Genomic DNA, 12,849 nt, shown 5'->3' with positions numbered 1-12,849 from the left:
GCGGCTGAGCGGCTGCGGGGCCGTGCAGCGGGGCACGGTGAATTCCGCACCACCATATACGCGTAAACGACGATCGCAATGCTCTGTGAACGATCGCGAACATGCAGGTCGCCGCTCGTCCTCGCGTGTCACGGCAGCGATGTGCGAGGTCACGGCGCCGTGCCGGGGCACCCCCGATCATCCCACCGGCGGGGGTCGGATGGGGAGGGAGGAGAGGTGAGCCTCACGGGGAGCGCGGGCTCGTCCAGCATCCGGGATTCCGTCCGCCCGGGCCTCCGGGGCCCGCGGATCAGTCCTCCGGATCGGGCACGACCTCGACGGCGACCTCGGGGGAGCTGCCTGCGCCGGGCGGGCCGACGACGATCCCTGTCAGCGGGGGCACGTCCGAGTAGTCGCGCCCCCAGGCCGTGGTCACGAAGCGCTGATCGACGAAGGTGCAGTTGGTGGGGTCGATCCCGACCCAGCCGGAGCCGGGCACCAGCACCGCGAGCCACGCATGGGAGGCGGCGGATCCCACCATCTCACCGGCCGGCTCGGTCACGAGCTCGCCGTCGGCCGACGGGGCGGTGCGCAGATAGCCCGAGACGTAGCGGGCGGCGAGCCCGGCGGCGCGGACCGCGGCGATGCCGACGTGCGCGAAGTCCTGGCAGACCCCCCGCCGCACCGCGAGGACCTCCTCGAGGGTGGAGGAGACCGTCGTCGCGGCCGGATCGTAGGCGAAGTCGGTGTGGATCAGCGCGGTCAGCGCCGCCAGGCACTCGCCGATCGCACGGCCGGGCCGGAACACCTCGGCGGCGATCTCCGCGGCGGCGTCCGGTGCCGGCAGCCGCGGTGAGGGATGGGTGAAGTCGATGCTCTCCGAGGGCATCAGCGGTCCCCACGCGCCGGGCAGACCCCGCTCCCAGGGGCGGGACATCGACTCCAGCGGGTAGCGGCGCTCGGCGACGGAGACCCGGGCCTTCGAGCGGACCTCGAGCTGGTCATGGGGCCCGTCGACCAGGAAGTAGGTCGAGGAGTTGCCGTAGAAGTCCGTGTGCGAGCTCAGTCGGACCGGATGCGGGTCCACGCTCACCTCATGGGAGAGCACCCTCTGATGCTCCGTCGGTCGAGGCGACACGTGCGCGCGACCGTCGTTGCGGGAGACCGTGCTCGCATAGCGATAGCGGGTCAGATGGCGGACCCGGTAGCGGACGGTCGGCGTCTCCCGCGCCTCCCGCGTGGATGCTGCACCTGTCCGCTCGGAGTGCAGCGGGATGAGGGGCATCGCCGCCTCATGGGTCGTCCCCTCAGACATCGTCCCTCCCCCAGGCCCGGATGGGATCGGCGCTGCGGAAGCAGCTGTCCTCGATCGCGGCGGCCAGGCGGCGCAGGGAGTCCAGGGCCGCACCCGTCTCCTCGACCAGCCTTCCCGTGTCGGGGGCGAGGAGGTCCGGGGGAGCCCAGGTGCCGACGCGGTCGCGCAGCCGCTCGAGCTCCGCGCGCACCTCGAGCGACGGGCCGAGCGGAGGAGCGGAGCGGGCCGTCGCATCGGAGCCGGGCACGTCGGCGGCCTCGAGGGCGGTGCCGTCCTCCGGCAGTCGTGCGACGGCGCTCCCCAGCCGGTCGATCTGGAAGGCGATGGACCGGGGGAGCGCGGTGTCGGCCAGCAGCAGCCCCAGCAGCGGCTCGGGCCGCAGGCCGGTGCGGTAGGCGCGGCGGTAGCTCGCGCCGGACTCGGTGATGGATGCGATAGCTCCCACGATCCGCTCCTCGGCCTGCGGGCTGCGGCGTCGCCCGAGGCAGGCGCCCAGGAGCGTGAGCAGGCTCGAGGAGCGCTCGATCCTTCGACCGCACTCCAGCAGGTCCCAGCCCAGCGCCCGCGGCATGGAGTCGGCGATCGCCCCGGAGAGGGTCAGGCAGCTGCCGATGATCGTGCTGAGCTCCGTCTCCAGCGGGAGGTCGGTGCCGCCGAGTGACCGCACGCGGGAATGCAGGCGCGAGATCGTCGGCCAGAGGCTGTCGGAGATCAGGTCCCGCAGCGGGCGGGCGGTGCGCACGAGCGCGGCCGTCGACTGCGCGAGGGACCCCGGTCGGCCGACGTCGGTCAGCAGGCTCCTCAGCTCCGTCCGCACTGCCGCGGGGTCGTGCAGATCGACCTCGTGGAAGCCGGGCGAGGTCGAGGTGACGTCGGTGACCGCGCGCAGCAGCACCGCGAGCGCGGTGCGGGGCGCGGGGCCGTGCTCGACGCCCAGATCGTTGGCCGCATCGAGCATCGTGCGCAGGATCCGTGCGGTCGCGTCGACGCGCTCGAGGTAGCGGCCGAACCAGAAGAGGTCCGATCCCAGCGAGACGGTGATCTCGGGAGCGGCGCGGAGCAGATCCCCGGCGGTTCCCTCGCCCTCCGCGGCGCCCCTGTCCTCTGCGGCGCCCCTGTCCTCTGCGGCGCCCGCCTCATGCTCCCGGTCGGTGGCATCAGAGGCATCGGTGGAATCGGTGGAACCGGTGAGTCGGGGGCGGTCGCCGTCAGCGACCGCCCCGGGACCCACCCACACATCCTTGATCGCCTCGGGCAGGTGATCGGCGGTGCGGGCGAGGCCGCCGGGCAGGACCTCGAAGCCGTCGGATCCCGCGACCACCAGCATCTGCAGGCGCGCGGGTCGTGGGACGAGGCGCTCGCCGCCGTCAGGGTCGAGGCTCGGCCAGAGCGCGGCGGACCCCGCCGACGGCGCAGAGCGCAGGCGAAGGTCCTCGTGCAGCAGGAGCCGGCACAGATCCGGCAGGGCGTCGCGCAGCGCAGGGCTCTCGAGCAGGCCGGATCCCAGGGGGTTGAGGATCTCGACGTCCCCGCAGCGGGCGGCCTCCACGAGGCCGGTGACACCGCTGTCCGTCGGCCCCATGCCCTGCCCCGTGTCCAGCGGATCGAGCCGTGCCGAGGGGACCATGCGGATGAGCAGATCGACCGGATCGCCGACCGATCCCGGGGAGCTCCCGTCGGCTGAGGAACGGCGGGGCTCGCCGCCGGCGCGGCGCAGCAGGAGACCGCCCTCGGTGACCACGAGGTCCCCGGCGGCGACGACCGGCACCCCGAGCAGGTTCGCCAGACGGTGCTGGTCGAAGGCGCTCTGGGCATCGGCGTCGTCGGACAGCAGAGCCGCCCGGCCGAGCCTCCCCCCGAGGCGGGCGCGGCGATGCAGCATCGCGCGGACTCCGTCGAAGAAGGGGTGCAGCCGGAGCAGGGGCGTCGAGCCGTAGAGCGAGGGGGCGCTGCGGGAGAGGGCGCGGCGGATCTCGAGCGCCGAGCCGGCCCCCGCCGGGATGTCGGCCCGGTCCTCGAGCACGCACCAGGCTCCGTCGGCCGACAGCTCGAGGACGCAGGTCAGGGCGAACAGCCGATGCGGAGCGCGGGACGGGATGCCGATCACGGAGCGCAGGTAGGCGGGGTCCGCGAGGAGCGATGCCGTCGGCGCGATGCCGGAGGAGAGCACCGTGCGCGGACCGTAGAGGTCGGCGTGGAGGGCGTCCAGCAGGCGTGCGCGCTGCTCGAGGCCCGCGGACAGCTCCTCCCAGAGGGCGGCGTCGAGCAGCACGGGAATCGGGTCGATGCGCGGGGAGCGCACGGAGACGTCGGCCGCGACCATCTCGGCCGCGGCCGACGACGCGCGCCGGAGACCCTGAGGACCGAGCGCGCTCAGCTCCCCCTGCAGGGGTGCGGGGAGAGCGGCGAGCGCCGGAGTGATGTCGGACCTCAGGCCTGGACCGCCGGGGTGCCCTCGGAGGGCTGCACCACCACGAAGCCGGGGCCGTGGAAGGCCAGCTGGAAGGACTCGCCTGAGCCGCGGCCGATGAGCGAGCCCATCTTGAAGTCGTTCTTGATCTGCGGCTGGAGGTTCGCCGACCAGCACACCGCCGCCTGCGGGTCCACATAGGTGGGCTGCTGCGAGCAGTCGAGCAGCATCGGCGGTCCGTCGGAGGTCACCGCGACCATGCCCTGGCCCTGCAGGAACAGGTTGAACAGACCGCCGGCCATGAAGCCCGCGCCCCCGAGGGAGCGGATGTCCCACTGGATCGAGCTGTCGAAGGCCAGCAGCGACCTCGTGTTCAGCGTGAGCGCGTCGTTCTCGAGCTGGATCAGGAAGATCTCATGGTTCTGATGGGCGAAGAACACCTCCCCGTGGCCCTTCACCCGCATGAGGTTGCCGCCCTCGCCGGTGGCCATCTTCTTCAGCAGCTTCATGCCGCCGCCGGATCCCTGGTACGAGAAGTCCATCTGGCCCTGGTAGGCCACCATCGCCCCCTGGGCGGAGATGATCTCCGGCGCCTGCGGGAACAGGCCCGCGCGCAGCATCTTGTTGGACTGCAGCGTCCACCGGTCGTTGGTCTGCCGCTCCTGGTTGGCGGCATCGAACAGGTTCGAGCGCATGGTCTCGGTCCTCTCTTCCCCTGGGGACGGTCCCCCGGCGCCTGCGCGGCGCCGGGGGCATCGTCCCACAGGGGGAGGACCTGGGCCCAGTGCGCTCCGGAGGGAGCGCGGGTCAGGCGGGGAGGTCGGCCAGGCGGTAGTCGCCCGCCTCGTCGACCGCGGCGGCGACGGCCTCGGCGGCGACCCCACCTTCGGCGGTGACGCTGAGGGTGGAGACTCCACCGGAGACCAGGTCCACGCGGACGTCGCTGACGCCGTCGAGGGCCGAGACCTCCGCGGTCACCGCGCTCACGCAGTGGCCGCAGGTCAGGCCGGTGACGCCGAAGGTGGTGGTGCTCATGGACTCTCCTCGCTCGATGGGTGCGGCGGTGCCGCGGACCCTCGCATCGTATACCCCCGGAGGGTATATAGCCAGGGGTGTCACCACGAATCCTCCACACCGGCCCTCGTAGCATGGCGATCATGGATCACGCTCGACGCCCCCGCACCGGCCGACGCGACCCGCGGCTCGTCGCGCTCGCCGAGGAGTCCGGCTATGAGGTGCGCGAGCGCATCGGCGCCGGCGGGATGGGGATCGTCTACCGCGCGCTCGACGCCGACGGCCATGACGTCGCCATCAAGCTGCTGCGCCACGAGATCGCCGACGACCCGCGCGCCCGGGAGAGGCTCGCGCGCGAGGTCGCCGCGCAGAAGCTCGTGCGCAGCGAGAACATCGTGCGGATCGTCGACGCCGAGCTCGACTCGGCCGACGCCTTCGTCGTCACCGAGTTCATCCCCGGCCCGACCCTCGAGGACGCCGTGCGCGATCACGGCGGGCTGCACCCCGAAGCGGTGCGCGAGATCGGGCTGGTGCTCGGGGAGGCGCTCCGGCGGATCCACGGCGCCGGTGTGATCCACCGCGACCTCAAGCCCTCCAACGTGCTGCTGCGGGATGCGCAGGAGGAGGACCTGATCTCCTTCGATCCCGACGGAGACCGGCTCGATCCCGTGATCATCGACTTCGGCATCGCGATCGCTGCCGAGGAGTCCCGACTGACCTCCACGGGACTGGTCATGGGCACTGCCGCCTATCTGGACCCCGAGGTGATCAGCACCAACAGCACGGGAGAGGCGGGGGACTGGTGGGCGCTGTCGGCGCTGCTGGCCTTCGCCGCGACCGGCCGCGAGCCGTTCGGCACGGGCCGTGCGGACCTGGTGCTCCTGCGCGCGGAGCGCGGGGAGATCGACGTCGACGGAGCGCCGACCGAGCTGGCCGCCTGGCTGCGCGCGGCGCTGACCGCCGATCCTGCGGCGCGCCCCGATCCCCAGAGCATGCTCGCCGAGCTCGCCGAGCTCGACCTCGCCCGCTACGACGATCCGGGGCCGACGGAGGCGCTCGACGCCCGCGGACGCACCATCGCGCTCCCCGGAGGCGGCGCGGCCGAAGGCGACGCATCGAGCCGGTCCGCGAGCTCCGCCGACGACTCCGGTCCCGCGACCGAGGCGCTGTCCGCGGGGGCGCCGACGGAGGCCCTGCGGGGAGGCGCGCCGACGGAGGCCCTGCCTGCGGCCCGGACCGGATCCGCCCGGTCCGACGACGCGGACGCCACCCAGGTCCTCCCGACCCTGGGCGGCGGGGCGACGCAGGGTCTCCCCGCGGTCGACGCGCCGCCGCCGACCCCCCAGGGCGCCCCCACCGAGGCGATCCCGATGGTCGGGCCCCCCACGCTGCGCATGCCCCCGATCCGTGAGGACATCCCGGGTCCTGGGACCGCCGCGCCGGCTGCGGCGCAGCCCATGTCGGGCGGGCGTCCCGTGCGGCGGGGGGTGCAGGACCAGCCCATGGCGGGTCAGGGCTATGCCGCGGGGCCGGGAGCTCCCGGCGACGGCCGCCAGTTCGCCCCGGCATCGCAGGGCCAGTTCGCCCCGACTGCGCAGGGCCAGGCGGGCCCGCTCGCTCCGTGGCCGAGCCCGGAGGGGATGCAGGCGCCGCCGGGGGGATGGCCCCCGCAGCCCGCGCCGCCTCCTCGTCGTCCTGTCCTCGTGTGGCTCGGCCATCTGCTGCTGGTCGCCCTCGCGGGGGTGGCGCCCTACGTCGCTCTGACGGTGCTCCTGCTGCTGGGCGCGATGGCCCGCACCTGGGAGAGAACGGCGCGCTCCGTCGCGTCCGCGCGCCTGCGCGGCTCGACCGGTTCCGGTCCGCTGTGGGGCGCTGGGCTCGCCATTCCCTTCCGGTTCCTGCTGGGGCTGCTGGAGACGGCGCTGCAGGCGCTCCTGCCTCTCGTGCTGGGGCTGCTGGTGGGTCTCGCGATCGACGTCGCCTGGACGATGACGAGCCCCGCCGCTCCGCCCGACGGGATCGCCTTCGCGGTCGCGATGGCGATCACGCTGCTGATCACCTGGGTGGGCGTCGGCAGCCGCACCACCCGCAACGGCGCCCATCGCATGGTCGACGCCGCGGCACCGGACCGCGTATGGACCGCGATCCTGCTGGGTCTGCTGCTCCTGCTGGTGGCCGCGGTCGGCACGACGCTCATCGCGAGGGAGGGGATGGTGGACTACTTCCCCTTCGTCGGCGGCCCGCGCCTGGAGGACATCGCCTTCTGGCGCCGCTGACCGTGCGAGGACGTGCCCGCGCCCGAGGGGACGACGACGCGCCCGCTGCGCTTCGGTGCCCAGGTCACACCTCGGAGCCTCTGTCGATCCCGCACCGCTACACTCGCCCCGTCCCGTCGTCCATCGCCGAATGCCGGCGAGAGGAGCATCCATGGCCGCGTCCGGTCCTTCGAAGTCCGCGCAGGAGCGCCGCGAGGCGCAGCGCGAGGCCCTGCGTCAGCAGAGGCAGGCGGAGCTCCGCCGTCAGCGCACGGTGCGCGCCGTGATCATCTCGATCATCGTGATCATCGCCCTTGTCGTCGCCGGCGGCATCGGTTACGGCATCTACCTCGCGACGCGGCCGGCAGGCCCGATCGCCGTCCCCGAGGGGGTGGCCGAGGATCAGCCGTATCTGGTCTTCGGGGCTGACGAGGACTCCGGCAAGCCCGTCGTGGAGATGCAGCTGGACTTCATGTGCCCGTACTGCGGCGAGTTCGAGTCCGCCAACGGCCAGGACGTCCAGGACCTCGTCGCCGCTGACGCGATCACGCTGCACCTGGTTCCGCGCAACTTCCTGGACACCGCCTCGACGACCGGCGACTACTCCACCCGCACCGCCAATGCGCTCGTGTGCGTGTACGAGGAGAGCCCCGACAATGCGCTGAGCTTCCTCACGCTGCTGTTCGAGAACCAGCCGGCGGAGGGCAGCGCGGGCCTCACCGACGACGAGATCTGGGGCTACGCCCAGGAGGCCGGCGCCTCGGACTCCGTGCAGACGTGCCTGACCGACGGCACCTACTCCGACTGGGTCGACGACGTCGCGGACCCGCACGGCGCCGAGACCGGCGGCGGCACCCCCTACATCACGATCGACGGGACCGAGTTCTCGGACCTCTACACCGAGGGCGCCTTCCTCGAGGCGGCTGTCGCCGCGGGCGCGGACGCGGACTCGGTGGCCTCGGACGCGGGCGGCGCGTCCGACGACGGCGAGGGCTGACCGGAATCCGGTACGCTCAGGGACCGGTCGACGTCGTCGGCCGGTCCCTTCTGCTGGAGTGGCGCAACGGTAGCGCACCTGTCTTGTAAACAGGTGGTTGCGGGTTCGAATCCCGTCTCCAGCTCTCTTGGCCTGAGTCGCGACATCCTCGACAGAGGATGTCGCGACTCAGGCTCTCTGCGTGGTCTCGCGGATGTCTCAGGACATCGTTCGCGCGACGAAGGCCCCGGTGAGCGATCACCGGGGCCTTCGTCGTCGATGCCGGCGCTCAGCGCGGCATGCGGGGTGAAGCATGGTGAGGCATGCGGCCGGCGCCTCACGCGGTCGGTTCGTCGTGCAGGCGTGGGGCCGGCCGAGGGATGCCTCAGAAGGTCGTGTACTCGTCCCTGTTCACCGAGAACCCCTTGCCGGTCATGATGTTCCAGCAGGTCATGCCGTCGGAGCGGCTCGTGCAGGCGACGTCTCCGATCGTGGTGCTGGACCCGTACTCGAGGGTCTCGGCGCTGTCGGAGCCGTAGGCGGTGCCGCAGGCGGGAGCCGCCTCGCCCGAGCTGACCGCGATGGAGAACGGCCCGTCGGAGCAGTCCTCCTGGTCTCCCGCGGAGAAGTCCCGCTCGGAGATGGAGCAGCCCACGGAACCGTCCGCGAGGGAGCAGCGGATGTTGCCGGTCGGCGACTGGACGGCGTCGAGGTCCAGGGAGCCGTCAGGGGCGGGGGAGACGGGGTCCTCCTCCGTGGGCTCCTCGGAGGTCGGCTCCTCGGAAGGGGACTCCTCGGCCTCCTGGGAGGTCGTGGACTCGGTGGTGCGCGAGTAGCTGTCGTCCTCGTCGCCGCTGATCCAGGCCCTCACGCCGAAGATCCCTGCGATCAGCACGATCAGTGCGAGCAGCAGGCATCCGCCGCAGGCGATCCAGGTGCGCCGGTGATCCTTGCCTGCACCGTCGTCGTCTCCAGGAGCTCCGGCCATCAGGTCCCCTCGGCCGACGGCGGGGGCGACGGGCATCGCCTGCGTCGGCTGCCCGCCCTGGGGCGGCTGGCCGGTCTGGGCCGACGGTCCGGGCTGCATCGGCTGGCCCGCGGATCCCGGCGGACCGGGCTGGGGAGCGGCGGCGAGCGGGTAGGCACCGGGAGTCGGCGGGGCGCTGTTCGCCGATCCGTAGTCGTACTGTCCGGGAGCGGGAGCCCACTCGGACTCGGCCGGCGCGGGGCCCGGCGCCGGGACCAGTGTCCATCCCTGCTGCAGCGAGGCCGGTCCGGAGGCTGCCGACGAGGCCGAGGGGCCGGACGGGGCCGATGCGTCGGCCGACGGCGAGGGGCCGAGCGGGACCACGTCGTCGGACGCCAGGCGGACGCCGCTGCTCGGCGACGCCGCGGCCCGGGGACCGGGAGCGGGCGCCTCAGGAGCGGGTGCCTCGGGCGCCGATGCTTCAGGGGCCGACGGGTCGGAGACCGACTCGTCGGAGGCCGACTCCTCGGAGACCGGTGCCGCGGGGGAGGGGGCGCCGGCGTCGGAGCTCTCCGGACCGGAGACGGCGGAGCTCGGGGCGGCGGAGCCGGAGACTGCCGGGTAGGGGCCCCAGACGGAGGCCTCCACGTCCTGGGAGGGATCCTCCTCGTCCTCCGGCGGCCGGTGCTGCTGCACCTGATCCTGCTCTCTGTCCTGCGCCGGTTCCTGCTGCTCGCCCTGGGGCTGCGACTGGGGGGAAGGGGCGGTGCCCTCGACGACGGGGGCGAAAGGAGCGGTCTCGTCGAGGATCGGGGTGAAGGGCGCGGTCTCGTCGGCGGCCGCTGCGGTGTCGGGATCCGTCGCGGGCAGCTGTCCGGTGCGCTCGCGCTCGGCATTGCCGGCGTCGACCGCGTCAGCGACCTCGGTCGCGTCCGCGCCCTGCTCGTAGAGCTTCTTCGCCCACGGATTGGTGGCGAGGATCCAGTCGCGCGCGACGGGCGGGCACGACGGGTTGGCCACGATCAGTCCCTGCAGCTGAGGGTGGCGGTTGGTGAGATCGAGGAGCCGCTCCGGGGAGGTCCCCGGGTCCCGTGCCTCCTCGGCCGCTGATCGTGCTGCGCTCACAAGGGTCTCCCGTTCCGTTGCCTGGAAGCGCACCGCATCGAGCCCGTTCTCGGGCGATGGGGGCGGCCCGCTCCATCTGCCGACCAACGAGAGTGCCACACCTGCCCGGGAGCGTGTCCTGGATCCCCGGCATGCGGGGCCCAGATCACCCGACGGCGGCGATCATCCGACGGCGGCGGCCTCGGCCTCCGGCGGGACGTCTCCGGCGAGCACCGGCAGCGCGGTGGTCTCGGTGATCGGCTCTCCGTCGGGGCTCAGCGGACGCACCCGCAGCCAGTAGTACCCGTGGGAGCCCAGCGTGACGCCCATCGACCCGTCCTCGGAGACGGCGGGGAACTCGTGCCCGCCGAAGAGGTCGCGGACCGTGCGCCGCGCGAGGCCCGGCGCCTCCAGCGACACGGTCACCGGGTGCGGTGCGAGGTTGAACACGCACAGCAGGGTCTCCGCGTGCTCGTCGGCCTCCTCCCCGTGCTCGGCGCCGTCGTAGGAGCGGGTGAAGGCGAGCACCTTGTCGGAGTCGGTGGGCACGTTCTCGAAGTCGCCCATCCCGAAGGCCTCGTGCTGGCGCCTCACCGCGAGCATCCAGCGCACGAAGTGCAGCAGGGATCCGGAGTGCGCCATCTGCGCCTCCACGTTCGCGGTCGCATAGTGGTAGACGAGGTTCTGGATCACCGGGAGGTACAGCTTGCCGGGATCGGTGATCTCGCTGAACCCGGCGTTGCGATCGGGAGTCCACTGCATGGGGGTGCGCACGGCGTCGCGGTCGTCGAGCCAGATGTTGTCGCCCATGCCGATCTCGTCGCCGTAGTAGAGGAACGGAGATCCGGGCAGGCTCAGCAGCAGCGCATGGATCAGCTCCAGCTCGGAGCGGGAGTTGTCCAGCAGCGGTGCCAGACGGCGACGGATGCCGATGTTCGCGCGCATCCGCGAGTCCGGCGCGTACCAGCCGAGCATCGCCGAACGGTCCTCGGGGCTGACCATCTCGAGGGTCAGCTCGTCGTGGTTGCGCAGGAACGTGCCCCACTGCGCACCGCGGGGGATCGCAGGGGTCTCCTCCATGATCTCGACGATCTGTCGGGCGCTGCCCTCGCGCAGCGCGTAGAAGATCCGGGGCATCACCGGGAAGTGGAAGCACATGTGGCATTCCGGGGCGTCGTCGGAGCCGAAGTACTCCACCACGTCGGCGGGCCACTGGTTGGCCTCGGCGATGATCACGCGGCCGGGCCAGTGCTCGTCGACATAGGAGCGCAGCTCCGCGAGGAACTCGTGGGTGCGCGGATGGTTCTCCCCGTCGGTCCCCTCCTCCTCGAAGAGGTAGGGGATCGCATCGGCGCGGAAGCCGTCGATGCCCTTCTCCATCCAGAACCTGACGACGTCGAGCATCGCCTGCCGCACAGCGGGGTTCTCGAAGTTCAGGTCGGGCTGATGGGAGAAGAACCGATGCCAGTAGAACTGCCGGCGCACGGGGTCGAAGGACCAGTTCGACTCCTCGGTGTCCACGAAGATGATCCGCGCCTCCGAGTACTTCTCGTCGGTGTCCGACCAGACGTAGAAGTCCCCGTAGGGTCCGTCGGGATCCGAGCGGGACTCGAGGAACCAGGGATGCTTGTCGCTCGTGTGGTTCATCGGCAGATCGATGATCACCCGGATCCCGCGCCGATGCGCCTCGGAGATCAGCCGCTCGACATCTGTGAGCGAACCGAACTCCGGCAGCACGGCCTCGTAGTCGGAGATGTCGTAGCCGCCGTCGCGCAGCGGGGAGGCGAAGAACGGCGGCAGCCACAGGCAGTCGATGCCGAGCCACTGCAGATAGTCCAGACGCTCGATGAGCCCGGTGAAGTCACCGGTGCCGTCGCCGTTGCCATCGGCGAAGGCGCGCACGAGGACCTCGTAGAACACGGCTCGGCGATACCAGTGGGGGTCGTAGTCGACTCCGGGGCCCTGAGGCGAGAACTGGGAGGGGTTCAGGGGCATGTGGTCCTCCGCGAGCGAGATGCGGCCGACGTCGTCGGCCGGCGGGGCGGTCGTCCGAAGAGCCCACAGTAGCGGGGCATGGAAGGGCCGTGGAGGGCCGGAAGGGATCAGCCGGGCCTGGTGACCCGCCAGTCCACCGGTTGCGCACCCTGGGCGACGAGGAGCTCGTCGGCGCGCGAGAACGGACGCGACCCGAAGAACCCGCGAGAGGCCGACAGGGGGCTCGGATGCGCGCTGGCGATGTGCGGGACCTCGCCGAGCAGCGGCACCAGCGACTGCGCATCGCGGCCCCAGAGGATCGCCACCAGCGGACCCCCGCGTGCGACGAGCGCGCGCAGTGCGAGCTCCGTCACCTCCTCCCAGCCTCGTCGGCGATGCGAGGCGGGCGCCCCGGGCGAGACCGTGAGCACCCGGTTCAGGAGCAGCACGCCCTGGTCCTGCCAGGCGGTGAGGTCGCCGTGGGGTGCGGGCTCGATGCCCAGGTCGTCCTGCAGCTCGCGGTAGATGTTCGTCAGCGAGCGCGGCAGCGGGCGAACATGCTCCTCGACGGCGAAGGACAGCCCGATCGCGTGCCCGGGGGTCGGATACGGGTCCTGCCCGACGATCAGCACCTTCACCTCGGACATGGGGCGCGTGAAGGCGCGCAGCACCTTGTCCCCGGCGGGCAGGTAGCCGCGGCCGGCCTCGGTCTCGGCACGCAGGAAGTCGCCCATGCGGTGGATGGTCGGCTCGACGGGAGCGAGGGCCTCGGCCCAGTCGGGGCTGATGATCTCGGAGAGAGGCTTGGGCATGGGGACAGTCTCCCAGCACCCGCGCACCGGCGCGCCGAGGCGA

Annotated in this window: 9 protein-coding genes and 1 tRNA gene; 3 read left to right on the top strand and 7 right to left on the bottom strand. The window is 72.3% G+C overall.

The annotated features are described in order from the left end of the window. Positions 1-289: 289 nt before the first annotated feature. The 4 genes from ACZ5AJ_RS10450 to ACZ5AJ_RS10435 all read right to left on the bottom strand — a co-directional run bounded on the left by ACZ5AJ_RS10450 (position 290) and on the right by ACZ5AJ_RS10435 (position 4,739). A complete protein-coding gene (locus ACZ5AJ_RS10450) occupies positions 290-1,294 on the bottom strand; it encodes a transglutaminase family protein (protein ID WP_464133946.1) in 1,005 nt (334 codons plus the stop codon). After that, entirely contained in the window at positions 1,287-3,617 is a 2,331-nt protein-coding gene (locus ACZ5AJ_RS10445; protein ID WP_464133943.1) for a circularly permuted type 2 ATP-grasp protein, read from the bottom strand. Before ACZ5AJ_RS10445 ends, ACZ5AJ_RS10450 begins: the two co-directional genes overlap by 8 nt. Before the next feature lie 107 nt (positions 3,618-3,724). After that, positions 3,725-4,399 carry an AIM24 family protein gene (locus ACZ5AJ_RS10440; RefSeq protein WP_464133941.1) on the bottom strand — a complete coding sequence of 225 codons (675 nt, stop codon included), beginning with the start codon at positions 4,397-4,399 and terminating at the stop codon, positions 3,725-3,727. Positions 4,400-4,511: 112 nt separating this feature from the next. Beyond that, positions 4,512-4,739, bottom strand: coding sequence for a heavy-metal-associated domain-containing protein (locus ACZ5AJ_RS10435; RefSeq protein ID WP_464133938.1), 228 nt, complete (start codon positions 4,737-4,739; stop codon positions 4,512-4,514). A gap of 122 nt (positions 4,740-4,861) precedes the next feature. Between ACZ5AJ_RS10435 and ACZ5AJ_RS10430 the strand changes: the two genes are divergently transcribed. The 3 genes from ACZ5AJ_RS10430 to ACZ5AJ_RS10420 all read left to right on the top strand — a co-directional run bounded on the left by ACZ5AJ_RS10430 (position 4,862) and on the right by ACZ5AJ_RS10420 (position 8,094). Continuing rightward, positions 4,862-6,994 (top strand): serine/threonine-protein kinase, encoded by a 2,133-nt coding sequence (locus ACZ5AJ_RS10430; RefSeq protein ID WP_464133934.1) that lies wholly within the window; start codon positions 4,862-4,864, stop codon positions 6,992-6,994. A 151-nt stretch (positions 6,995-7,145) separates the two neighbouring features. Continuing rightward, positions 7,146-7,970 (top strand): DsbA family protein, encoded by an 825-nt coding sequence (locus tag ACZ5AJ_RS10425; RefSeq protein ID WP_464133931.1) that lies wholly within the window; start codon positions 7,146-7,148, stop codon positions 7,968-7,970. A gap of 52 nt (positions 7,971-8,022) precedes the next feature. Beyond that, positions 8,023-8,094, top strand: a tRNA-Thr gene (locus ACZ5AJ_RS10420). 240 nt (positions 8,095-8,334) lie between these two features. On the opposite strand, the gene ACZ5AJ_RS10415 is transcribed toward ACZ5AJ_RS10420, so the two are convergent. From ACZ5AJ_RS10415 to ACZ5AJ_RS10405, 3 genes are all read right to left on the bottom strand, one after another. Beyond that, positions 8,335-10,041: a variant leucine-rich repeat-containing protein gene (locus ACZ5AJ_RS10415; RefSeq protein WP_464133927.1), complete on the bottom strand. Its 1,707-nt coding sequence runs from the start codon at positions 10,039-10,041 to the stop codon at positions 8,335-8,337. Positions 10,042-10,203: 162 nt separating this feature from the next. Further along, positions 10,204-12,015 (bottom strand): maltose alpha-D-glucosyltransferase, encoded by a 1,812-nt coding sequence (treS, locus tag ACZ5AJ_RS10410; protein WP_464133924.1) that lies wholly within the window; start codon positions 12,013-12,015, stop codon positions 10,204-10,206. Between the two features lie 107 nt (positions 12,016-12,122). Beyond that, positions 12,123-12,806 carry a uracil-DNA glycosylase gene (locus ACZ5AJ_RS10405; RefSeq protein ID WP_464133920.1) on the bottom strand — a complete coding sequence of 228 codons (684 nt, stop codon included), beginning with the start codon at positions 12,804-12,806 and terminating at the stop codon, positions 12,123-12,125. Positions 12,807-12,849: the final 43 nt, after the last annotated feature.

This window comes from Brachybacterium zhongshanense, assembly GCF_055385755.1.
Note: the sequence above shows the minus strand (reverse complement) of the source record. Positions and strands in the feature narration are given on the sequence as shown.